18 protein-coding genes are annotated in these 23,291 nt (G+C 72.7%); 9 read left to right on the top strand and 9 right to left on the bottom strand.

Annotated elements, in window-relative coordinates:
• Positions 1 to 111: 111 nt before the first annotated feature.
• The 4 genes from BUE41_RS05940 to BUE41_RS05925 form a co-directional block, all read right to left on the bottom strand.
• The gene (locus BUE41_RS05940) at positions 112 to 705 is read right to left on the bottom strand and encodes a response regulator transcription factor (RefSeq protein WP_073455822.1); all 594 of its coding nucleotides are present in this window, start codon (positions 703 to 705) and stop codon (positions 112 to 114) included.
• Positions 702 to 1,382, bottom strand: a complete 681-nt coding sequence (locus BUE41_RS05935; protein WP_073455821.1) for a response regulator — start codon at positions 1,380 to 1,382, stop codon at positions 702 to 704. The genes BUE41_RS05940 and BUE41_RS05935 overlap by 4 nt, the downstream gene beginning before the upstream one ends.
• Positions 1,383 to 1,384: 2 nt before the next feature.
• Positions 1,385 to 2,599 (bottom strand): MacS family sensor histidine kinase, encoded by a 1,215-nt coding sequence (macS, locus tag BUE41_RS05930; RefSeq protein WP_143171987.1) that lies wholly within the window; start codon positions 2,597 to 2,599, stop codon positions 1,385 to 1,387.
• A gap of 99 nt (positions 2,600 to 2,698) precedes the next feature.
• Positions 2,699 to 3,661 (bottom strand): class I SAM-dependent methyltransferase, encoded by a 963-nt coding sequence (locus BUE41_RS05925; RefSeq protein ID WP_073455820.1) that lies wholly within the window; start codon positions 3,659 to 3,661, stop codon positions 2,699 to 2,701.
• Positions 3,662 to 3,711: 50 nt separating this feature from the next.
• Here BUE41_RS05925 and BUE41_RS30035 point away from each other — a divergent pair, with 50 nt between their 5' ends.
• Positions 3,712 to 4,251, top strand: a complete 540-nt coding sequence (locus BUE41_RS30035) for a PDDEXK family nuclease (RefSeq protein ID WP_143171986.1) — start codon at positions 3,712 to 3,714, stop codon at positions 4,249 to 4,251.
• A 15-nt stretch (positions 4,252 to 4,266) separates the two neighbouring features.
• Here the strand turns inward: BUE41_RS30035 and BUE41_RS05920 are convergent, their stop codons facing one another.
• From BUE41_RS05920 to BUE41_RS05910, 3 genes are read right to left on the bottom strand one after another with little or no spacing between them, the layout of a single operon-like run.
• Entirely contained in the window at positions 4,267 to 5,046 is a 780-nt protein-coding gene (locus tag BUE41_RS05920) for an enoyl-CoA hydratase/isomerase family protein (RefSeq protein ID WP_073455819.1), read from the bottom strand.
• 10 nt (positions 5,047 to 5,056) lie between these two features.
• Positions 5,057 to 5,737, bottom strand: a complete 681-nt coding sequence (locus BUE41_RS05915; RefSeq protein WP_073455818.1) for an alpha/beta fold hydrolase — start codon at positions 5,735 to 5,737, stop codon at positions 5,057 to 5,059.
• 16 nt (positions 5,738 to 5,753) lie between these two features.
• Positions 5,754 to 6,518 carry an ABC transporter ATP-binding protein gene (locus tag BUE41_RS05910; protein ID WP_073455951.1) on the bottom strand — a complete coding sequence of 255 codons (765 nt, stop codon included), beginning with the start codon at positions 6,516 to 6,518 and terminating at the stop codon, positions 5,754 to 5,756.
• A 79-nt stretch (positions 6,519 to 6,597) separates the two neighbouring features.
• Here BUE41_RS05910 and glgX point away from each other — a divergent pair, with 79 nt between their 5' ends.
• The 3 genes from glgX to BUE41_RS05895 all read left to right on the top strand — a co-directional run bounded on the left by glgX (position 6,598) and on the right by BUE41_RS05895 (position 9,602).
• Positions 6,598 to 8,610 carry a glycogen debranching protein GlgX gene (gene glgX / locus BUE41_RS05905; protein WP_234997000.1) on the top strand — a complete coding sequence of 671 codons (2,013 nt, stop codon included), beginning with the start codon at positions 6,598 to 6,600 and terminating at the stop codon, positions 8,608 to 8,610.
• A gap of 283 nt (positions 8,611 to 8,893) precedes the next feature.
• On the top strand, positions 8,894 to 9,097 hold the full coding sequence (locus BUE41_RS05900) for a zinc ribbon domain-containing protein (RefSeq protein ID WP_073455816.1): 204 nt from the start codon (positions 8,894 to 8,896) through the stop codon (positions 9,095 to 9,097).
• 163 nt (positions 9,098 to 9,260) lie between these two features.
• Positions 9,261 to 9,602 carry a hypothetical protein gene (locus BUE41_RS05895; protein WP_073455815.1) on the top strand — a complete coding sequence of 114 codons (342 nt, stop codon included), beginning with the start codon at positions 9,261 to 9,263 and terminating at the stop codon, positions 9,600 to 9,602.
• 70 nt (positions 9,603 to 9,672) lie between these two features.
• Here BUE41_RS05895 and glgP read toward each other — a convergent pair whose 3' ends face one another.
• On the bottom strand, positions 9,673 to 12,207 hold the full coding sequence (glgP, locus tag BUE41_RS05890) for an alpha-glucan family phosphorylase (RefSeq protein WP_073455814.1): 2,535 nt from the start codon (positions 12,205 to 12,207) through the stop codon (positions 9,673 to 9,675).
• 263 nt (positions 12,208 to 12,470) lie between these two features.
• Here glgP and BUE41_RS05885 point away from each other — a divergent pair, with 263 nt between their 5' ends.
• The 4 genes from BUE41_RS05885 (at position 12,471) to glgB (ending at position 20,680) form a co-directional block, all read left to right on the top strand.
• On the top strand, positions 12,471 to 14,441 hold the full coding sequence (locus BUE41_RS05885; RefSeq protein ID WP_073455813.1) for an alpha-1,4-glucan--maltose-1-phosphate maltosyltransferase: 1,971 nt from the start codon (positions 12,471 to 12,473) through the stop codon (positions 14,439 to 14,441).
• 608 nt (positions 14,442 to 15,049) lie between these two features.
• Positions 15,050 to 16,795, top strand: a complete 1,746-nt coding sequence (gene treS / locus BUE41_RS05880) for a maltose alpha-D-glucosyltransferase (RefSeq protein WP_073455812.1) — start codon at positions 15,050 to 15,052, stop codon at positions 16,793 to 16,795.
• Positions 16,792 to 18,162 (top strand): maltokinase N-terminal cap-like domain-containing protein, encoded by a 1,371-nt coding sequence (locus tag BUE41_RS05875; RefSeq protein WP_073455811.1) that lies wholly within the window; start codon positions 16,792 to 16,794, stop codon positions 18,160 to 18,162. Before treS ends, BUE41_RS05875 begins: the two co-directional genes overlap by 4 nt.
• A 178-nt stretch (positions 18,163 to 18,340) precedes the next feature.
• Positions 18,341 to 20,680 (top strand): 1,4-alpha-glucan branching protein GlgB, encoded by a 2,340-nt coding sequence (glgB, locus tag BUE41_RS05870; RefSeq protein WP_084754468.1) that lies wholly within the window; start codon positions 18,341 to 18,343, stop codon positions 20,678 to 20,680.
• On the opposite strand, the gene BUE41_RS05865 is transcribed toward glgB, so the two are convergent.
• Positions 20,587 to 21,828, bottom strand: a complete 1,242-nt coding sequence (locus BUE41_RS05865) for a glycosyltransferase family 87 protein (RefSeq protein ID WP_159444862.1) — start codon at positions 21,826 to 21,828, stop codon at positions 20,587 to 20,589. The two genes, glgB and BUE41_RS05865, sit on opposite strands and share 94 nt — an antisense overlap.
• Before the next feature lie 72 nt (positions 21,829 to 21,900).
• Between BUE41_RS05865 and BUE41_RS05860 the strand changes: the two genes are divergently transcribed.
• Positions 21,901 to 23,289: a neutral zinc metallopeptidase gene (locus tag BUE41_RS05860; RefSeq protein WP_073455809.1), complete on the top strand. Its 1,389-nt coding sequence runs from the start codon at positions 21,901 to 21,903 to the stop codon at positions 23,287 to 23,289.
• The last annotated feature ends 2 nt before the right edge of the window (positions 23,290 to 23,291 follow it).

Raw genomic sequence — 23,291 nt, 5'->3', positions numbered from 1 at the left:
GGGCCCCGGCGAGCCGGCGTCTGCAGCGACGCCCCCGGGGGGATCTGCCGTGCGCGGCCCGCTCACCGGCCTCCCGGTCCGGCCGGGCCGACCGCCTCACCCGCTGCCCGATCAGGCCAGTCCGTGCTCGATGGCGTACCGGACGAGCGCGGCCCGGTTGGGCAGCCCGAGTTTGCGCAGGGTGTTCTGCACGTGGTTCTCGACGGTGCGCGGCGAGAGCACCAGCTGCGCGGCGATCTGCTTACCGGTGAGCCCCTCGACGACGAGCCGCAGCACCTCGGCCTCGCGCTCGGTGAGCCGCTCCACCGCCGTCTCCGCCCGCCCGTGCTCGGTGAGCACCAGCTCGGCCAGCCCCGGGCTGTAGACGGGCTCCCCGGCCACGACGCGGCGGATCGCGTCGGCGAGCCGCAGCATCCCCACCGGGCCCACGAGGTAGCCGGCGGCCCCGGCCCGGACCGCCGCGAGCACCGCAGCGTGCTCCGCGCTGCCCGCCACCGAGAGCACGGGAGCCGCGGCGAGCAGCTCGATCGCGCCGAGCGCGTCGATCCCGGGTGTCGCCATGTCCAGGACGGCGACGTCCGCGGCCACCGCGACGCCGGCGGCCTCGCCGACATCGGTCGTGCGCAGCACCACGTCCAGATCGGACGCCGCGAGCGCGGTCGCGGCCCCGGAGCGGGCGGCGCAGACCGCCACGACGGAGATCAATCGGCGATCCCCTGCTCGATCGCGTAGCGCACGAGCTGGGCCCGGTTGTGCAGCTGCAGTTTGCGCAGGGTGTTCTGCACGTGGCTCTCGACGGTGCGGTGCGAGACGACCAGCCGGTCACCGATCTGCTTCGCGGTGAGGCCCTTCGCCACCAGCCGCAGCACCTCCGTCTCGCGCTCGGTCAGCGCGGGCACCGCAGGGGATCCGTCGCGGGGTGCCGGCTCGTCGGCCAGCCGCCGGTACTCGCCCAGCACCAGGCCGGCCAGGCCCGGGGTGAACACCGGCTGCCCGGCGGCGGTGCGCCGGACCGCGGCCACCAGCTCCTCGACGCTCGCCGACTTCACCAGGTAGCCGGTGGCGCCCGCCTTCACCGCCTCCAGCACGTCGGCGTGCTCGCCGCTGGCCGACAGCACGAGGATCCGGGTGTCCGGGTGCCGTTCGAGGATGCCCTCGATCGCCGTCACCCCGGACTTCGCGCCGAGGTTGAGGTCCATCAGCACGACCGTCGGCCGGGTGGCGTGCGCGATCCGCACCGCGGCGTCCGCGTCGGGCGCGGTCGCGACCACCGTCAGCCCGCGCTCGGTGAGGTCCCGGGCCACGCCCTCCCGCCAGATGGGGTGGTCGTCGACGACCATCACGGTGATCTCGACGTCGTCGCCCGCGTCGTTCGTCGGCATGCTCAGCGCTGTCCTCTCCGCGGCAGTGTGATGATCCATTCGGCGCCGATGCCGGGGCCGGTCTCGCACCTGATGGCGCCCCCGAGGTCGAGGACGCGGCCCGTCATCGACCGGGCCACCCCCATCCGGCTCTCCGCCTCGGCGGCCGCCAGCCGCCCGTCGGGGATGCCCGGGCCCTCGTCGCGGACGCTGATCTCGATCCCGGTGCCGGTCTCCTCCAGGAACACCCACGCCGGGGCGTCCGGTCCGACGTGCACGGCGACGTTCGCCAGCGCTGCGCTCACCACCGCCACCAGCTCGTCGACGGTGTGCGCGGGCAGCAGCACCGGATCGGCGGGCGCCGACACGCTCACCCGCTCGGTGGCCAGCAGGCGCAGCGCAGCGGCGAGATCGCGGTCGCCGTTCGCGTCCACCGACGACGGCCCGGTCACCAGCAGCGTCCGCAGCGCGATCTCCTGCTCGCCGGCCAGCACGCCCAGCTCGCGGGCGGGGCCGTCGAGCTCGGCGGCGCGCCGCTTGACGTAGCCCAGCACCTGCAGGACCCCGTCGTGCACGGCGCGGGCCAGCCGCTCCCGTTCCGCGGCGGCCGCCTCGACCGCGGCCGCCTCGCGCACCCGCTTCGCCGAGCGCTGCAGCACCGTGGCCGCGTACCCGACGGTCACGCCGACCACGACGAGCAGCTCGACGTCGCCGATCTCGTTCTCGATCTGCGCCTGGGTCAGGACCAGCACCGCCGAGACCACGACGGCGGACCCGAGCCCGCCCCGGATCCCGTAGGCCAGCGCGCACGCCAGCACCACGGACGAGGTCCAGAACGACCCCATGACCGGCGCGTCGGACTCCAGCTGGGCCTGCGTCTGCACCCACGGCGTGGTGGCCATGACCGCGGCCGTGACTGCGACGTCGACGAGCGCCACCCACCCACGCCGCTGCGTCAGCCTGCGGCCCGGCACTGCGCCCAGGTAGGCGAGGCCGGACACGCCCGTCCAGACGACCATGACCGCGCACACGACCGCGGCCACGACGGGTTGCGCGTACTGGTCGAGCCGGATCAGCACGACGACGACCGAGCCGATGAGGGTGAGCACGCGGTAGACGAGGAACCCGCGCCACAACGGCTCCAGCGGCCGGCCCAGATCGGCCTCCGCGGCGCCGATCATGGTCGTCGTGGCGGCGCGCGCCGGCCAGACCGGACGCTGCGTCGTCCGAGCGGTCATCGTCGTTCACCCCCGCGGTACCGGCGTCACCCTACCGGTGCAGGTCAGACGCATGGCCGGAATCGTCGACGACGACAGCCGCACACGGCATCGGTACGACTACGGAACCGGCTTCGTGCCGGTGACGAGCGCGTTGTAGAACCAGGCCCGCGGCACGACCCGGGAGAGCGCCCGGTCGAGCCGGGACAGCCGCAGCCAGCTGCGGTAGGCGAACATCGCCCAGCCCCAGCCCAGCTTCCCCGGCGGCACCGCGGCTTCGAAGGTCCGCACCGGCCAGCCGAACACGGCCGCGGTGAACTCCTCGGTGGCCACGCGCACCCCGGCCGCCCCGGCGCGGGTCGCGCAGCGCTCCAGGTCGGCGGGATCGAACACGTGGATGTCGACGAGCGCCTCCAGCGCCGCCGCCCGCGACGACTCGTCCAGCTCCTGCTGCGGGCGCCGCCAGTCGTTCAGCAGCGGCAGCCGGGTCACGGTGGTGGTGGCCTTCCAGGTGAGCGCGCCGAGGCGGCGGGCGTACCAGTCGCCGATCTTCGTCGGCTCGCCGGCGAACACGAACCGGCCGCCGGGCTTGAGCACGCGCAGCACCTCGCGCAGCGCCTGCTCGACGTCGGGGATGTGGTGCAGCACCGCGTGCCCGACGACCACGTCGAACGTGTCGTCGTCGAACGGGATGCGCTCGGCGTCGGCGACCCGGCCGTCGACGTCGAGACCGAGGCGCTCAGCGTTGCGCAGCGCCACCTGGACCATGCCGGGCGACAGATCGGTGACCGCGCCGGTGCGGGCCAGCCCGGCCTGCATGAGGTTGAGCAGGAAGAACCCGGTGCCGCAGCCCAGCTCCAGCGCCCGCTCGTAGGGCCACTCGCGGTCGCCCGCGATGTAGCGGAACCGCTCGGCCGCGTAGGAGATGCAGCGCTCGTCGTAGCTGATCGACCACTTGTCGTCGTACGACTGGGCCTCCCAGTCGTGGTAGAGGACGTTGGCCAGCTTGCGGTCGTGGCGCGCGGCCTCCACCTGCTCCGCGGTGGCGTGCGGGTCGGGGGCCGGGTCCTCGGCGCTACTCATGGGTAGCAAGCATGTCAGAACAGTCGGTGGCACCGGCCACCCTGTCGCCCGTGACAGCGATGGCGGTGCAGGCGCAGCACCCGCGGATCTCCGCCGAGGAGCTCCTCGCGCAGGACCACCTGATCGGCTCGGAGGTGGTCGACGGGGTGGTCCACGTGGAGCCGCGACGTTCCGGCACGAGCGGATCTGCGGGAACACCGACGTCGCCCTGCGGCTGTGGACCGCCTCATCAGGGGAGAGCGGCGGGGCCGGCCGGGGCGGCGACCGGGTCCGGTCCCCGGCAACGTCGACGAGCCCGACGTCTGCTGGGCGGCGCACCCACAGAGGGTTCTCGGCACGACGGCCCACCGGATCCCGCCGTCGACGCGCGGTCACCCACCACGTGGCTGCCCGACATCGGCCGCAAGCGCGACGTGCACCGGGCTTCCGACGTGGGCGAGCGGCGGCTGGTCGACGCGCCCGCCGGCACGGTCCTGGTCTACCGCACCGGCGGGTCGCTGGACGACGCCGTCGAGGTGGGGCCGGGCGACACGCTCACGTCCGGGCTGCGGCCCGGCTTCGCGCTGCCGAGCGCCGAGCTGTTCGCCTGACCTGAGGGGCTGGAGTCAGCGGCCGACGAACGTGGCTTTGCCCGGACCGTTCTCGACGAAGCTGGCCATGCCGCCGCGGCCGTCCTCGGTGGCGAACAGCGCCGCGAACAGCTCGGACTCCAGGTCGAGCCCGGTGCGCAGATCGGTGTCGAGCCCGCCGTCGATGGCCTTCTTCGCCGCGGCCAGCGCCATCGCCGGGCCGTTGACGAACTGCTCGGCCCAGCGGCGCGCCGCCGCGTAGACCTCGTCGGGGGCGACGACCTCGTCGACGAGCCCGATCGCCAGCGCCTCCTCGGCGGAGACCATGCGCCCGGTGTAGATCAGGTCCTTCGCGCGGGACGGGCCGATCAGCCGCGCGAGCCGCTGCGTGCCGCCGCCGCCCGGGATGATGCCGAGCAGGATCTCCGGCTGGCCGAGCTTGGCGTTGTCGCCGCAGACGCGCCGATCGCAGCCGAGGGCGACCTCCAGGCCGCCGCCCAGGGCGTACCCGGTGATCGCGGCGACCGTCGGCTTGGGGATCTCGGACATCGCGCCGAAGCACGCCGACAGACGCCGCGCCACGGGCGCCATCTCGGCGTAGGACATCTTCGCCATCTCCTTGACGTCCGCACCCGCGGCGAAGACCTTCTCACCGCCGTGGACGATCACGGCGCGCACGTCGGCGCGGCGCGCGGCCTCCTCGGCGCAGGCCTTCAGCTCCTCCTGGACCTGGCGGCTGAAGGCGTTCATCGGGGGCCGGTCCAGCCGGATCGTGCCGACGCCGCCGTCGACCTCGAGCTTCACGAACTCCGTCACGGAGCGGACCCTACCCGGCGCGATCGAGGAGCCGCTCGACCAGCGCGACGGGCTCGGAGAGCGCCACGAGGTGCCCGCCGGGGATCTCCTCCACCTCGATGCCGAGCCGCTCGCGCACGATCCGCCGCTGCAGCTTCAGGGGGAACAGCCGGTCGTCGCGGGAGGCGAGGAACCGCGTCGGCACGTCCGGCCACGCTGCCAGCGGAAACGGGTCGGCGAAGGGCCGGTCGGACTGCACCGGTTCCGGCATGGCCTTGGCCGCAGCGGTGATCTCGGGCGGGACGTCGTGGAAGAAGACGTCCCACACGTCGAAGGGGGCGTCCGGATCGCGGCCCTGGGCGTGGGCGAACTCACGCGCCGCCTGCTCCTGCCCGACCGCGTCCCACCACTCGCCACCGGTCTCGCCCGGGCCCGGAGTCATGGCGTTGACCAGCACGAACTCGCGGACGTCCAGCCGGTCGACCACGAGCGGGGCGGACAGCCCGCCCATCGAGTGCGCGACCACGACGACCTCACCCTGCGGAGAGGCGGCGACGATCGTGTCGGCGTACTCGGCGAGGCCGGCCGTGTCGTCGGTGGCCGGCAGCTCGACGGGGACCGCCGTGTGGCCGCGCTCCTCGAGCAGCGGCACGACGCGGTGCCAGTACCACGCCTGCCCGCCGGCTCCCGGCACCAGCACGAAGCTCGTCACCCGGGCAAACCTAGGGCTACTTGAGCCAGGCCGTGTAGCGCCCGCGGCGGCGCTGCACGGCCAGCGGCAGGCCGAACGTGGCCGACAGGTTCTCGTCGGTGAGGACGTCGTCGAGCAGGCCCGCCGCGACCACGCCGCCCTCGCGCAGCAGGATGCCGTGCGTGTAGCCGACCGGGATCTCCTCGACGTGGTGGGTGACCAGCACCGACGCGGGCGCGTCCGGATCGGCGGCCAACGCGGCGAGCCGGCCCACCAGGTCCTCGCGGCCGCCGAGGTCCAGCCCGGCCGCGGGCTCGTCGAGCAGCAGCAGCTCCGGGTCGGTCATCAGCGCGCGGGCGATCATGGTGCGCTTGCGTTCGCCGTCGGAGAGCGTGCGGAACTCGCGATCGGCCAGGTGCCGCACGCCCAGCGCGTCGAGCAGGTGCTCCGCGCGGGAGGTGTCGGCGTCCTCGTACTCCTCCCGCCACCGGCCCAGCACCCCGTACCCGGCGCTGAGCACGACGTCGAGCACCTTCTCGTCGCCGGGCACCCGGTCGGCCAGCGCGCCCGTGCACAGCCCGATGCGGGTGCGCAGCTCGAAGACGTTCACCCGGCCCAGCCGTTCGCCCAGCACGTCCACCGTCCCGGAGGTGGGGTGCAGCTCCGCGGCGGCCAGCCGCAGCAGCGTGGTCTTGCCGGCGCCGTTGGGACCGAGCACCACCCAGCGTTCGTCCAGCTCGACGGCCCAGTCGACGTCGTGCACGAGCACCGCGCCACCGCGGCGCACCGTCACACCGTCCATGCGGACGACGAGATCGGTCAGGTCGGGCTCCACGGCGCTGATCTCGGTGCTGATCTCCACGTGCCTATCCTGTCCGATCGTGCCGGTCTTCCCGTTGGGTGCCCATGTCGATGCCGACGGGGTGCGGTTCGCCGTCGCGTCCACCAGCGCGGAGCTCGTCGAGGTCTGCTTGGTCGACGGCCCGGACGACGCGCTGACCGAGCGCCGCTTCACCCTCACCGAGCAGACGTTCGGTGTCTGGCACGGCCACATCCCGGGCGTACGGCCCGGCCAGCGCTACGGCTACCGCGTGCACGGCCCGTACCGGCCGTGGGACGGGGTGCGGGCCAACCCGGCGAAGATCCTCCTCGACCCGTACGCCCGGCAGATCACCGGCTCGGTGACGAACCTGGAAGCCGCGCGGGGCTGGCTGCACGACCCGATGTCGGGGGTGCGCAGCGAGATCGACTCGCTGGGCCACGTGCCGCTGTCGGTGATCACGCCGCCCGACGAGCCGGCCACCACGGCGCGCCCGCACATCCCGTGGTCGAAGACCGTGATCGCCGAGCTGCACGTGAAGGGTGCGACGAAGCTGCACCCGGCCGTGCCGCCCGAGCACCGCGGCACCTACCTGGGCCTGGCCCATCCCGCGGTGATCGGCCACCTCAAGCGGATCGGCGTCACCGCCGTCGAGCTGCTGCCGGTCATGGCGATGGCCGACGAGCCACCGCTGCTGGCCCGGGGCGCCACGAACTACTGGGGCTACTCGACGCTGGCCTTCCTCGCGCCCACCCCGCGGTACGCGAGCGTGCCCGGCAACGAGATCACCGAGTTCAAGGCGATGGTGGCGGCGCTGCACGACGCGGGCATCGAGGTGATCCTCGACGTCGTGCCCAACCACACCGCCGAGGGCGGCGTCGGCGGCACCACCCTGTGCTACCGCGGCCTGGACGCCCCCGCGTACTACACGCTCGGCGGCAACGGCCACGACGCCGACATCACCGGCACCGGCAACACCCTCGACTCCGGCTCGCCGACCGTCGTGCGGCTGGTGTGCGACGCGCTGCGGCACTGGGTGACCGTCTTCGGCGTCGACGGGTTCCGCGTCGACCTCGCGAGCGTGCTCGGCCGGCCGCACGCGGGCCCGTTCGACCCGAACTCGACGCTGCTCACCGCCATCGCCGTCGACCCGATCCTGTCGACGGTGAAGCTGATCGCCGAGCCGTGGGACGCCACCGGCGAGGGCTACCGCGTCGGCGGGTTCGGGGTGGCGTGGTCGGAGTGGAACGGCCGCTTCCGCGACGCCGTCCGCGACTTCTGGCGCGGGCACGGCGGCATCGGCGAGGTGGCGTCCCGGCTCACCGGCAGCTCCGACCTGTACGCGCTCTCCGGCCGGCGACCGTGGGCGTCGATCAACTTCGTGACCGCGCACGACGGGTTCACGCTGCGCGATCTCGTCTCGTACGAGCGCAAGCACAACGAGGCCAACGGCGAGGACAACCGCGACGGCACCGACGACAACCGCTCGCAGAACTTCGGTGTCGAAGGCGACCCGGCCCCGCCGGGGGTGCGGGCGCGGCGGGAGGCCACCGCCCGGGCGCTGTACGCAACGCTGCTACTGGCCACCGGGACCCCGATGATCCTGGCCGGCGACGAGCGCTGGCGCACCCAGCGCGGCAACAACAACGCCTACTGCCTCGACGACGAGACGTCCTGGATCGACTGGGCAGAGGACGAGACCACCCGCGCCATGACCGCGTTCGCCGAGCGGGTCGCGGCGATCCGCCGGTGCTCCGCCGCGCTGCAGCGCGACCGGTTCTACCGCGACGGCGAGGTGCTGTGGTGGCATCCCGCCGGCCGCCCGCTGGCCGGGTACGACTGGCACGACGGCTACCTGCACACCCTGGGGCTGCAGCGCGAACAGTGGCTGCTGCTGATGCACGCCGGGGCGGACGCGATCGCGTGCACGCTGCCGGACTCCGGGCCGTACACGCCGGAGCTGGACACCACGCGCGCCGCCGGGGTGCCGGTCTCGACCCGTCCGCTGCCCGGCGGCTGCACGATCACCCTGCCGCCGCGGAGCCTGCTGCTGCTGCGAGACAGCAGCAGCTGAGGGGTGGAGCTGCAGGTCGGCCAGATCCCTGCCAGCGGATCTGCGTGACCGAAGCTCCTGAGACGTGATCCACCTCCACGGCCCGGGCTCCGCGCGCCGACTGCGCCCCACCGCGCCCTACCGGGAGGTGACCGCCGCGCTCTGCGACGCAGGAGCCGGGCGCGATCAACGATGTGGCTCTCCGGCACCATCCGGCCCACCACCGGCGACCGACACCCGTCCAGCGCGGCGGGCCGGCACCGGACATCAGTCGCGTCCGCGTGACCGGAGTTATCCTCGGCTCGTGCCGCGCTACGAGTTCCGCTGCCGCGAGTGTGCGCAGACGTTCGAGGTCGACCGGCCGATGAGCCGGTCCGGGGAGCCCGCCGACTGCCCCGCCGGGCACTCCGACACGGTTCGCCTGCTGTCCACCGTCGCCGTGGGCGGACTCGCCAAGGCTCCGTCCGGAGGCGGGTGCTGCGGCGGCGCGTGCGGCTGCGGAGGCTGAACCGCAGCCACCGACGCCCGCAGCGGAGCGTGGCCGATCGGCCGCGATCGGGTGATGATCCCGCTGCGCGGGCGGCACCGCGGTCCCCCTATTCTTCGGCCTCGCCGGACGGTCGGGTCCACGAAGGACTCGGTCAGCGCCGGCCGGAATGAGGGGAGAACCTATGGGCGACACGATCCACGCCCCGGGCAGCCTGTCCGGCGACCAGCGCATCACCTCCCAGAACGGGAAGTACACCTTCGGCGTCCTCCCCGACGGCAACCTCGCCGTCGGTGGTGCGCACGGCGCCGAGTGGGACCTGGGCATCCACGACGCTCCGGGCGCTCGCCTCGACGTCCAGGAGGACGGCAACCTGGTGCTGTACAAGCCGGACGGCAGCGTGCGGTGGGCGTCCAACACCTCGGGCCAGAACGCTCGCCTCGTCATCCAGGACGACCGCAACGTCGTCCTCTACAACGGCGACGGCGCGGTGCTGTGGTCGCCGAACTGCTACGTGCAGAGCTGATTCCCGCGAACGCGAGCGGCGCCCCCGTCCTCAGCAGAGGGCGGGGGCGCCGTTCGCGTTCGGAGTGCTCCTACGCGGTGATCGTCGGCAGCACGACCTTGCCCAGCTCCGCGGGCGAGGCGAGCAGCTCGTGGTGCGGCAGCACGCGCACCGTGTAGCCGGTGAGCCCGGCCGCCGGCAGCGGCACGACCGCCTCGAACCGGTCCACGCCGTCCGCGGCACCGACGTGCGCCATGGCGACCGTCTCGGTGGCGGTCAACTCGTCGGCGTCGTCGACGTGCCCGACCACGGCCTGCACGGTGACGTCGGCCGGGTCCAGCCCACCCAGCACGACCCCGGCGCGCACGGTCATCGGGGCGCCGACGACGGGCGTGTCCGGCAGCCCGGACGCGTCCACGCCGACGATCTGCACCTGCGGCCACGCCGCGTCGAGCCGGCTGCGGTAGGCGGCGATCTCCTTGGCACCGGCGTACCCGTCGGCCGACACCGCGGCCGCGGCCCGCGCCGCCGGGGCGTAGAGCTTCTCGGCGTACTCGATGACCATGCGGGTGGCCTGCACCTTCGGCCGCAGCGTGGTCAGCGTGTGGCGCACCAGCTCCACCCAGCGGGTCGGCACGCCGTTCTCCCGCTCGTAGAACGCGGGCGCCACCTGCGTGGCGAGCAGCTCGTAGAGCGCGTTCGCCTCCAGATCGTCGCGGCGGTGCGGGTCGTCCACCCCGTCCGCGGTCGGGATGGCCCAGCCGTTGCGCCCGTCGTAGAGCTCGTCCCACCACCCGTCGCGGATCGACAGGTTGAGCCCGCCGTTGAGCGCTGCCTTCATGCCGGACGTGCCGCACGCCTCCAGGGGCCGCAGCGGGTTGTTCAGCCACACGTCGCAGCCCCAGTACAGGAACCGGGCCATCGACATGTCGTAGTCGGGCAGGAACACGATCCGGTGCCGCACGGCCGGGTCGTCGGCGAACCGCACGATCTCCTGGATGAGCGCTTTGCCGCCGTCGTCGGCCGGGTGGCTCTTGCCCGCGACGACGAGCTGGACGGGCCGGTGCGGATCGAGCAGCAGCTCGCGCAGCCGGTCGCGGTCGCGCAGCATCAGCGTGAGCCGCTTGTAGGTGGGCACGCGGCGGGCGAACCCGACGGTGAGCACGTTCTCGTCGAAGACGTGGTCGGTCCAGCCCAGCTCCGGGGTGGACGCGCCGCGCTCCAGCCAGGCCTCGCGGACCCGGCGACGCACCTCGGCGACCAACCGGGCGCGCAGCGTGTTGCGCAGCTGCCAGAGCTCTTCGTCGGTGACGCCGGAGGCGTCCGAGCCGGGCTCGCCGCACAGCTCGGTGATCTCGCGGGCCTCCCAGGTGGCGCCGTGGACGCCGTTGGTCACCGACCCGATCGGCACCTCGTCGGCGTCGAAGCCCTCCCACAGCTTGCCGAACATGTCGCGGGAGACCGCACCGTGCAGCTTCGAGACGCCGTTGGCGCGCTGGGCGAGCCGCAGGCCCATGTGGGCCATGTTGAACATCGCCGGGTTGTCCTCGCTGCCCAGCGCGAGCACGCGGTCCGTCGGCACACCGGGCAGCAGGTCGGCGGAGAAGTAGTGGCGGACCATGTCCACCGGGAACCGGTCGATGCCGGCGGGCACCGGGGTGTGCGTGGTGAAGACGGTGCCGGCGCGAACGGTGGCGAGCGCGTCGTCGAACGACAGCCCGGGGCCGTCCTGCAGCTCGCGGATCCGCTCCAGCCCGAGGAACCCGGCGTGTCCCTCGTTCGTGTGGAACACCTCGGGCGCAGGGTGCCCGGTGATCGCGCAGTACGCGCGCACGGCGCGCACCCCGCCGATGCCGACGAGGATCTCCTGGCGGATCCGGTGGTCCTGGTCGCCGCCGTAGAGCCGGTCGGTGATGCCGCGCAGGTCCGGCTCGTTCTCCTCGATGTCCGAGTCGAGCAGCAGCAGCGGCACCCGGCCGACGGCCGCCTGCCACACCCGCGCCTTCAGCAGCGCGCCACCCGGCATCGCGACCTCGACGAGCACCGTCTTGCCCGCACCGTCGGTGAGCAGCTGCAGCGGTAGCCCCTGCGGATCGAGGATCGGGTAGTGCTCGAGCTGCCAGCCGTCCAGGGACAGGGTCTGGCGGAAGTAGCCCGAGCGGTACAGCAGGCCGACCCCGATCAGCGGCATACCCAGATCGGACGCGGCCTTGAGGTGGTCACCGGCGAGGACGCCGAGGCCGCCGGAGTAGTTCGGCAGCACCTCGCTGACGCCGAACTCCATGGAGAAGTAGGCGACCGCCGCCGGCAGCGACGGATCCTCGGCGCGCCGCTGCTGGTACCAGCGCGGTTCGGCGAGGTAGGTGGCCAGGTCGTCGGCCAGCTCGCGGACCCTGGCGACGGTGGCTTCGTCGGCGGCCAGCTCGGCGATCCGCGCGGTGGACAGCTCGCCCAGGAGGCGAACCGGGTCATGACCGGCCCGGTCCCAGGCCTGCGGGTCGAGCCCGGCGAACAGGTCCTGGGTGGGCTTGTGCCAGCTCCAGCGCAGGTTCGTGGCGAGGAGCTGCAGGGGTGCCAGCGCGTCGGGGAGCTGGGCACGAACGGTGAAACGTCGGAGGGCGCGCACGGAGCGACTGTAGTGAATCGGTTCGGGTATCGGTCCAGAGCGGCGTCCGCGCCCGTGGGTCCGCAGTGGCCGGCAGGAGATCCGCGATCCGCGTTGGACCCCCCTCGGACCAGCGCGTCTTGACCGATCGGGATACCGTGGTGTCATCCGTCCGCACACTCCCCGTCACCCCTGGCTGCAAGCCTGGTGGGCATCTCTTTCGGGTGGGGGGCCGATGGGTACGTTGTTGACCACAGCACGCACTGCCAGCAGGGGGTAACCCGGTGACCGGACGCCTGGGTATCGACGATGTCCGCCCCGCGGTCGGCGATGGCCGGTATCCGAGCAAAGCCGTCGTCGGCGAGGTGATCCCCGTGTCCGCGACGGTGTGGCGGGAGGGCCACGACGCCGTCGCCGCCAACGTGGTGTGGAAGCGCGTCGGGTCCAACCGCCCCGCCCAGCACGTGCGGATGACGTCGGCAGGTCCGGGCACCGACCGCTTCGAGGCGGTCGTCGTCGCCGACGAGCCCGGACTGTGGAGCCTGCGCGTCGACGCGTGGAGCGATCCGTGGTCGACGTGGAAGCACGCGATCAACGCCAAGCTCAAGGCCGGGCAGTCGGCCGAGGAGCTGGCCAACGACCTGGAGATCGGCGCGCGGCTGCTGCACCGGGTCGGCCGCCGGCCCGCCGAGCGCGAGCACCGCGACCTGCTGATCGGCGCCGCCAACGCGCTGCGCGACCCCGCACTGCCGCTGCACAGCCGCGTCGCCCCGGCGCTGTTCCCCGCCGTCGACGCGATCATGACCGAGCGGCCCGTGCGGGAGCTGATCACCCGCGGCCGGCCGCAACAGGTCTACGTCGACCGCAAGCGGGCGCTGTTCGGCTCCTGGTACGAGTTCTTCCCGCGGTCCACCGGCGGCCGCGACGAGCAGGGCCGTCCGATCCACGGCACCTTCGTCACCGCGGCGAAGGAGCTCGACCGGATCGCGGAGATGAAGTTCGACGTCGTGTACCTGCCGCCGATCCACCCGATCGGACGAGTGCACCGCAAGGGCCGCAACAACAGCGTCCACGCCGGGCCGGGCGACGTCGGCTCGCCGTGGGCGATCGGGTCGGCCGACGGCGGCCACGACGCCATCGAGCCCGAGCTCGGCACGATCGAGGACTTCGACGCGTTCGTCGCCCGGGCGAAGGACCTCGGGCTGGAGGTCGCGCTGGACTTCGCGCTGCAGTGCGCGCCGGACCACCCGTGGGTCAAGGAGCACCCGGAGTGGTTCACGATCCGGCCCGACGGCACGATCGCGTACGCGGAGAACCCGCCGAAGAAGTACCAGGACATCTACCCGATCAACTTCGACAACGATCCGGCCGGGATCTACGCCGAGGCGCTGCGGGTGATCCTGCACTGGGTCGAGCACGGGGTGCGGATCTTCCGCGTCGACAACCCGCACACCAAGCCGCCGAACTTCTGGCACTGGCTGATCTGGCAGGTCAAGGCCCGCTACCCCGACGTGCTGTTCCTCGCTGAGGCGTTCACCCGCCCGGCGCGGCTGTTCGGGCTGGCCCGGCTCGGCTTCACCCAGTCCTACACGTACTTCACGTGGCGGACCACGAAGCACGAGCTCGAGGAGTTCGCGCTCATGCACGCCGAGCGCGCCGACGAGTGCCGCCCGAACCTGTTCGTGAACACCCCGGACATCCTCCACGAGTCGCTGCAGACCGGTGGGCCGGCGATGTTCGCGATCCGGGCCACGCTGGCGGCCACGATGTCGCCGACGTGGGGCATGTACTCCGGGTTCGAGCTCTACGAGTCCACACCGCTCAAGCCGGGCAGCGAGGAGTACCTCAACTCGGAGAAGTACGAGCTGCGCCCGCGCGACTTCGCCGGGGCCGCGGCCGCGGGCAACTCGCTGGAGCCCTACATCACCCAGCTCAACGAGATCCGCCGCCGCCACCCCGCGCTGCAGCAGCTGCGCGAGATCCACTTCCACCACGTCGACAACGAGCAGATCATCGCCTACTCCCGCAAGGACCCGGCGAGCGACGACCTGGTCCTCGTGGTGTGCTCGCTCGACTCGCACAACACGGTCGAGGGCACGACCTCGCTCGACCTGCCCGCGCTCGGGCTGGACTGGAACGACCGGTTCACCGTCCACGACGAGGTCAGCGGCGAGACGTACGAGTGGGGTCAGTTCAACTACGTCCGCCTGGAGCCCTGGCGCCACGTCGCGCACATCCTGCGCGTCGAGCGCTGAGGCTTCCGCCCGGCGAGTCACGGTTCTCCGACGGCGAGTTGTCTGCCCCAGGACGCCGAGCTGCCCCGACCGGACCCGCGAGTTCCCCCGACGTGGCGGGCGAGTTGCCCCGCAGATGACGGCGAGTTGGCCCGCCCGGCACGGCGAGTTGCCCCGCAGATGACGGCGAGTTGGCCGGACCGGGGCGGCTCGACGTCCCGATCGGGTGGCTGCGCCATCCCCGCCGGGACAACACCACGCGGGTCTGGTCCGGCGAACTCGCCCGCCTCGTCGGGGGAACTCGCCCGCCTCGTCGGGGGAACTCGCGGGTCCGGTCGGGGCAACTCGCGTCAGGAAACCTGCGGCTCGCCGTCAGGAGATCCACGCCTCGCCGCCGGGGACCGCAACTCGCCGGCAGGTCCGGCGGGCTTCGACCGCCGCACCACCGGGCGGCGGTCAGCTCCGGGGTGAGTCCGCGGCGCGCACACCCCCGCAGGTGCGCGCTGCTCCGACCGGAGTCGCTACCCTCGGCCGAACACCCCTCGTCCTGCGCGACAGCTCGCGACGCGGTAGGACGGGAAGGGTGCCGTCGTCATCACCACCCATCCGGTAGGAATCGCGATACCTCCATGTCGATCGACAACGCGTCAGCCACCCCCGCCACCGCGACCGAGCTCGCCGAGAGGTCGGCCGACGACTTCGCCCACGCCCGATCCCTGGACGTCGAACCCGAGTGGTACAAGACGGCCGTCTTCTACGAGGTCCTGGTCCGGGCGTTCTACGACTCCAACCGGGACGGCACCGGCGATCTGCGCGGGCTGACCGAGAAGCTCGACTACATCAAGTGGCTGGGCATCGACTGCATCTGGCTGCCGCCGTTCTACGACTCGCCACTGCGCGACGGCGGCTACGACATCCGTGACTTCCGCAAGGTGCTGCCCGAGTTCGGCACCGTCGAGGACTTCGTGAACCTCGTCGACGAGGCGCACAAGCGCGGGATCCGCGTGATCACCGACCTCGTCATGAACCACACGTCGGACACCCACCCGTGGTTCGAGGAGTCCCGCCGCAATCCGGACGGGCCCTACGGCGACTTCTACATGTGGGAGGACGACGACACCCGCTACCCGGACGCGCGGATCATCTTCGTCGACACCGAGGTCTCGAACTGGACCTACGACCCGGTGCGCGGGCAGTTCTACTGGCACCGGTTCTTCTCCCACCAGCCGGACCTGAACTACGACAACCCCGCCGTCCAGGAAGCGATGCTGGACGTGCTGCGGTTCTGGCTGGACCTGGGCATCGACGGGTTCCGCCTGGACGCCGTGCCGTACCTGTTCGCCCGGGACGGCACGAACTGCGAGAACCTGCCGGAGACCCACCAGTTCCTCAAGCGCGCCCGCAAGATCATCGACGACGAGTACTCGGGGCGCGTGCTGCTGGCGGAGGCCAACCAGTGGCCGTCGGACGTCGTCGAGTACTTCGGCGATCCCGCGGTCGGCGGGGACGAGTGCCACATGGCCTTCCACTTCCCGCTGATGCCGCGGATCTTCATGGCGGTCCGGCGGGAGAACCGGTTCCCGATCTCGGAGATCATGGCGCAGACGCCGCCGATCCCGTCGGGCGCGCAGTGGGGCATCTTCCTGCGCAACCACGACGAGCTGACGCTCGAGATGGTCACCGACGAAGAGCGGGACTACATGTACGCGGAGTACGCGAAGGACCCGCGGATGAAGGCCAACATCGGCATCCGCAGGCGCCTGGCCCCGCTGCTGGAGAACGACCGCAACCAGCTGGAGCTGTTCCACGCGCTGCTGCTGTCGCTGCCCGGCTCGCCCGTCCTCTACTACGGTGACGAGATCGGCATGGGCGACAACATCTGGCTCGGTGACCGCGACGCGGTGCGCAGCCCGATGCAGTGGAGCCCCGACCGCAACGCGGGGTTCTCCAAGAGCGACCCGGGCCGGCTCTACCTGCCGCCGATCATGGACCCGGTCTACGGCTACCAGTCGGTGAACGTCGAGGCGCAGCTGAACTCCACGACGTCGCTGCTGCACTGGACCCGGCACATGATCGAGGTCCGCAAGCGCCACAACGCGTTCGGTCTGGGCACCTACACCGAGCTGGGCGGCTCGAACCCGTCGATCCTCGCCTACGTCCGCGCCTACCAGGACGACGTCGTCCTGTGCGTGAACAACCTGTCCCGGTTCCCGCAGCCGGTCGAGCTGGACCTGTCGGCGTACAAGGGGTGCCAGCCGCACGAGCTGACCGGCGGCGTGCCGTTCCCGCGCATCGGCGAGCTCCCCTACCTGCTCACCCTTCCGGGCCACGGCTTCTACTGGTTCTCGATCAAACCTGCGGAGGGCTCTGCGTGACCTCGGACCCGACACTCGACGAAGCGCTCGCCCGGCTCCTCCCCCACTGGCTGCCGACGCAGCGATGGTTCGCGGCGAAGGGCCGTGCGATCGCGTCGGTGTCGGTCGTGGCGGCCGTGCCGCTGCCCGTCGCGGACGGGCCGCGGGTCGACCACGTGCTCGTCGCCGTCGCGTTCGCCGACGGCGGGCCGGCCCAGCACTACCAGCTGCACGTCGCGCGGGACACGGCGCCGGCCGGCGAGTTCGACCACGTCACGATCGGGCCGGTCGGCGACCGGATCGCCTACGACGGGCTGTGGGATCCCCGGGTCACCGCGTGGCTGCTCGGCGCGGTGCGCACCGGGACGGAGGTCGGTGACCTGCGGTTCATCCCGGAGCCGGGCGCGGAGATCCCCGAGCCCGGCCCCGGGCGGGTGCTGGGCGTCGAGCAGTCGAACACCTCGGTGGTGTGGGGCGACTGCTCGATCCTCAAGACGTTCCGGCTGGTCCAGCCCGGGGTGAACCCGGACCTGGAGCTGCACCGCGCGCTGCGGTCCGTCGGCAGCACTCAGGTCGCCGCGCTGCAGGGTGCGGTGGAAGGCACGCTGCACGACGAACCGGTCACCCTCGGGATGCTGCAGGACTACGCCGCCAACTCCGCCGACGGCTGGGCGATGGCGCTGGCCAGCGTGCGTGACCTGTTCGCCGAGGCGGACCTGCACGCCGACGAGGTGGGCGGCGACTTCGCGGGCGAGGCGGCGCGGTTGGGCGAGACGATCGCGATCGTGCACGCCCAGCTGCGCACCGCGCTCGGCGAGGGCAGCCGCGACGCGGCCGAGCTGGTGGCGAACTGGACGGCCCGGCTCGACACCGCCGTCGCGGAGATCCCGGATCTCGCCCCGTACACCGAGGCGATCCGCGCCGTCTACGCCGAGGTCGCGGGTTCGGTGGCCACCCAGCGGGTCCACGGCGACCTGCACCTCGGCCAGACCCTGCGCACCCCGCAGGGCTGGCTGGTGCTCGACTTCGAGGGCGAACCCGCGGCGCCGCTGGCCGAGCGGGTCCGCCCGGACTCGGCCCTGCGCGACGTCGCTGGGATGCTGCGCTCGTTCGACTACGCCGCCTTCCACTCGTTCGCCGGCGATCCCGAGCCCGACCAGCAGCGACTCTGGCACGCGGGCGAATGGGCCCAGCGCAACCGGGCCGCGTTCTGCGACGGTTACGCGCTGCGGGCCGGCCGCGATCCGCGGGAGGACGGGGCGCTGCTGCGCGCGTTCGAGCTGAACAAGGCCGTCTACGAGGTCGTGTACGAGACCCGCAACCGGCCGTCGTGGGTGTCGATCCCGCTGGACTCGATCGCCCGGCTGGTGGCCGTCACGCGGTCATGACGGCAGCTCCGCGACGGGGGATCCCCGTCGCCGGTCGACCGATCTCTCGCCGCGATCCCCCTGCCCGGAAGGCGGGCCCCGCGACGCCGCGTGCGCCCGGTGCCCCCGAACGGGCGCAGTTGCGCACCGATCGCGGCCAGGCAAAGCACCGCGGAGCAGAACGCAATAGGGTTGGCAAGTGGACCGCGAGGAAACCCGGACCCCGACGATCGACCCCTGCCCACCCGACGCCGTCGACATCGACCGGCTGCTCGGGGGCACCCACCACGACCCGCACTCAGTGCTCGGTGCGCACCCGCTCGACGAGGGCACCGTCGTGCGCGTCCTGCGGCCCCACGCCGACGAGGTGCACGTCATCCGCGAGGACGGCACCGAACACCCGCTCGTCCGCATCCACGACTCCGGCCTGTTCTCCGGTGTCGTGCCCGGTCCGCCGGCGGACTACCGGCTGGCGGTGCGCTACGGCGAGCGCGTCGACGTCGTGGACGACCCGTACCGCTGGCTGCCGACGCTCGGCGAGATGGACCTGCACCTGATCGGTGAGGGCCGCCACGAGCGCCTGTGGGACGTCCTGGGCGCGCACGTGCGCACCTACCAGACCCCGTCCGGGCCCGTCACCGGCACGAGCTTCGCCGTGTGGGCGCCGAACGCCCGGGGCGTGCGCGTCACCGGCGACTTCGACGGCTGGAGCGGCTGGGCCCACCCCATGCGCGTGCTCGGCTCGAGCGGCGTCTGGGAGCTGTTCATCCCCGGCATCACCGCCGGCACCCGCTACAAGTTCCGCGTGCTCGGCCGGGACGGGCAGTGGCGCGACAAGGCCGATCCGCTCGCGTTCCGCACCGAGGTCCCGCCGGCCACCGCGTCGATCGTCGACGAGGTGCGCCACGAGTGGGGCGACCACGAGTGGATGGAGACCCGCGCGAAGCGCCAGCCCCACGCCTCCCCGATGAGCATCTACGAGGTCCACCTGGGGTCGTGGCGGCAAGGGCTGTCCTACCGCGAGATCGCCCACCAGCTCGTCGAGTACCTGGACGAGACGGCGTTCACCCACGTCGAACTGCTTCCGGTCGCCGAGCACCCGTTCGGCGGCTCGTGGGGCTACCAGGTCACCTCGTACTACGCGCCGACCGCGCGGTTCGGCACCCCGGACGACTTCCGCTACTTCGTCGACCACCTGCACCAGCACGGCTACGGCGTCATCGTCGACTGGGTGCCTGCGCACTTCCCGCGCGACGACTGGGCGCTGGCCCGGTTCGACGGCACCGCGCTGTACGAGCACGCCGATCCACGGCGCGGCGAGCAGCCCGACTGGGGCACGCTGGTGTTCGACTTCGGCCGCCGCGAGGTGCGCAACTTCCTCGTCGCGAACGCGCTGTACTGGCTGGAGAGCTTCCACGTCGACGGGCTGCGCGTCGACGCGGTGGCCTCGATGCTCTACCTCGACTACTCCCGCCCCGACGGCCAGTGGCTGCCGAACATCCACGGTGGCCGGGAGAACCTCGACGCCGTCGCGTTCCTGCAGGAGATGAACGCGACCGTGTACAAGACCCACCCCGGTGTCGTCACGATCGCCGAGGAGTCGACGGCGTGGCCAGGTGTCACCCGCCCCACGCACCTGGGCGGGCTCGGGTTCGGCTTCAAGTGGAACATGGGGTGGATGCACGACACGCTCGACTACACCGGGCGTGACCCGATCTACCGGGGCTACCACCACAACCAGATGACGTTCTCGCTGATGTACGCGTTCAGCGAGAACTTCGTCCTGCCGATCAGCCACGACGAGGTGGTGCACGGCAAGGGCTCGCTGTGGGAGCGGATGCCCGGCGACGCGTGGAACAAGGCGGCCGGCATCCGTGCACTGCTGGCCTACATGTGGGCGCACCCCGGCAAGCAGCTGCTGTTCATGGGCTCGGAGTTCGGGCAGGAGCGCGAGTGGTCCGAACAGCGCTCGCTCGACTGGCACCTGCTGGAGGAGCCGCTGCACGCGGGCATCAAGCAGCTGGTCGGCGACCTGAACCGGGCCTATCGCGCCCATCCGGCGCTGTGGACGACCGACGGCTCGCCGGAGGGCTTCTCCTGGATCGACGCCAACGACAGCGCCGGCAACGTGCTGTCGTTCCTGCGCCACGGCACCGACGCCGACGGGCGGCCGTCGGTGCTCGCGTGCATCGCGAACTTCTCCGGCACCCCCAAGTACGACTACCGGATCGGACTGCCGTTCGGCGGGCGCTGGCGCGAGGTCCTCAACACCGACGCCGAGTGCTACGGCGGGTCCGGGGTCGGCAACCTCGGCGCAGTCGACGCGGAGCGGAAGGTGTGGCACGGCCGGCCGGCGTCGGCCGTGCTGCAGCTGCCGCCGTCGGGCGTGCTGTGGCTGGTCCCCGAGCCGTACGACGGCACGGTCCGGCGGCGGGCCGCGCAGGCTCAGGAACCCCCCGCGCCGGACGCGACGGGTGCGCGGGAGGCGGGCTCCGCGGAGGCGGCGGAGGTCGCCGAGCGCGACAGCACCACCCAGTAACCGAGCAGGATGGCGCAGTAGAGGGACCGGGCGACCGCCTGACCGAACCCGTCGGGCGGCCACTCGGCGTTCCACGAGACCGGGATCAGGGCGACCGCGAAGGCCACCGCGACCGTCGCGGTCCGCCCCCTGGCCAGCAGGATCAGCATGCCGGGCCAGAGCAGCATCAGGTAGTTGTGCCAGGCGATCGGCGAGCAGAGCAGGCTCGCGGCGATCACCGCCCACACCGCCGTCCCGGTCGGGTCGACGTCGGCGCGGCGGTGGCCGAGCCAGGCGAGCGTGCCGATCAGGACGGTGGCGCCGAGCACCAGCCCGGCGACCTGCGGGATCGCGGGCGAGATCCCCGCGGCGGCGGCCAGCCGCACGGCGAAGCCGGGGATCGAGGCGTTGTCGACGGTGTTGGGCACGCCCTCGGTGAACGCGATCCGCAGCCAGCCGATCGCGCTGCCCGGCCCGGCGACCGCCACGCCCAGCAGGGTCGCGCCGGCGGCGCCGTAGATCCCGGCCCGCAACTGCGGCCAGCGGCGCAGCACGGCCGGCAGCAGCAGGATCGGTGCGAGCGACGGCTTCAGCGCCACCGTGGCGCCGAACAGCGCGTAGCCCAGCTGCAGCCGGCCGTGCCGCTGCGCGATCCAGCCGGCGACCAGCCCGACGAGCAGCAGCGGGTAGATCTGGCCGAGCACGAGCGTGCCGTGCACCGGTGACGAGGCGACGACGCCGAGCATGACGAGCGCGGTGACCCCGGGGCGCAGCCGCAGCTCGCGGGCCACCGCCCAGATCGACCCGACGATCATCAGCAGCGTGAGGACCATCCAGATGCGGTAGCCGGTGAGCGCGTCGACCGCCGCGAACGGCAGCAGCAGCACCGACAGCAGCGGCGGATTCAGGTTGCGCAGCTTGGCGTCCGTCGCGTAGATGTCCCCGCCCTGCGCGAGCGCGACCGCCGAGTGCCAGAAGGTGTCGAAGTCGACGTGCAGGTCCCGCATGTCGGGCAGCGGCAGCATCGTCACCAGCGCGTCGGGGTGGCGGGCCGTCAGCACGACCGACGTGACGATCGACACCAGCACCAGCACGACGGCCACCGCTCTGCCCACCACCGGCGGCCGGGCGGCGGGCCGGTGGTCGTGGTGGCTGACGGTGTCCGGCACGGTCCCCGACGGTATCCCCCGCGCCTCGGCGCCGTGGCACCGGTCCCGCCCGGCACCCGCCATGATGGGCACATGGACCGGCTGTCGCGCCCCGCGCACACCTGGGGGCTCGTCGTGGTGCTGGTGTGCGCGCTGCTCGCCTCGGCCGGTTGCGCGCAGACGCTCGTCGGGCGCGCGGTGCCCGCAGAGGACCCCGGCGTCACCGTGCCGACGCCCGTCCCGTTGTCCTCCGGCGATCTCGACGAGATCAGCATGCAGATCGCCGAGCAGCTGCAGGCGTACTGGCGCAGCGAGTTCCCGCGGGCGTTCGGCCGGCCGTGGCAGGACCTCACGATCGTGCGTCCGGCGCACCCCGACGACCCCGCCGAGCAGCTGCCGCCGTGCGTCGACTCGTTGGACGAGGTCGACAACCAGGCGTTCTACTGCCCGTCCGCCGACGCCGTCGTGTGGGACGCCGACGGGCTGATCCCGCAGCTCGACCGCGACTACGGCGCACCCGGTGTGGTCGTCGTCCTCGCGCACGAGATCGGGCACTCGATCCAGAACCGCCTCGGCCTCTCCACCGCGGCGCGGGCCGACCCGCAGCGGTACCCGACGATCCTGCTGGAGGCCCAGGCCGACTGCTACGCGGGCGTCGCGCTCGCCTCGTTCGCCGCGCGGCCCGTCGCAGGGCTGCGGATCGGGCCGCAGGAGCGGGACGCCGCGGTCCTGGCCATGATCGGGTTCCGGGACCCGCTCGGGGTGTCCCCCGGTGACCGTCGCGCCCACGGCAACGCGTTCGACCGGGTGTCGGCGTTCCAGGATGGCTACCTCGGCACGGCCACCACGTGCGCGGGCATGACGCTGGACAACCGCACGTTCACCCAACGGCAGTTCAGCTCGGCCGACGACGCGGCGCGGCGCGGCGACCTGCCGCTCGCCCAGCTGGTGGTCGCGCTGGACGCCGACGCCCGGGAGTGGTTCGGCTCGCTCGCTCCGACGTACGCGCCGGGCTGGCAGCCGCCGCAGCTGGAAGCGCGCCCGACCGCGGCCTGTCCCACCGACGCGGTCCGCGCGCAGGGCCCGGCGAGCTTCTGCCCGGCCGACGGGAGCATCGCCATCGACGCGAACTCGCTGGCTCCGCTGCACCGCTCGATCGGCGACTACTCGGCCGGGCTGGTGATCGCGAGCCGCTACGCGCTCGCGCTGTGGACCGCGCACGGCGGATCCCCGACCGGGATCGAAGCCGGGCGAGCCGCACTGTGCCTGTCCGGCGCCTACACCGCGCGGCTGGTGGACTCCACCACCTCGTTCTCGCTGTCCCCCGGCGACCTCGACGAGGCCGTGCAGACCCTCGTCGCCGACACCTGGGCGGGGCGGGACGCGGCGGGCAACGCCGATCCCGCCGCCCACGGGTTCGACCGCGTCGCGGTCTTCCGGCTCGGGGTGCTCGGCGGTCCGGCGGCCTGCTTCGGCAGCTGACC

Source organism: Pseudonocardia thermophila (genome assembly GCF_900142365.1).
In the GTDB taxonomy this organism is placed as follows: Bacteria; Actinomycetota; Actinomycetes; order Mycobacteriales; family Pseudonocardiaceae; genus Pseudonocardia; species Pseudonocardia thermophila.
The sequence above is the reverse complement of the archived record's forward strand: the minus strand, read 5'-3'. Positions and strand labels throughout refer to the sequence as shown.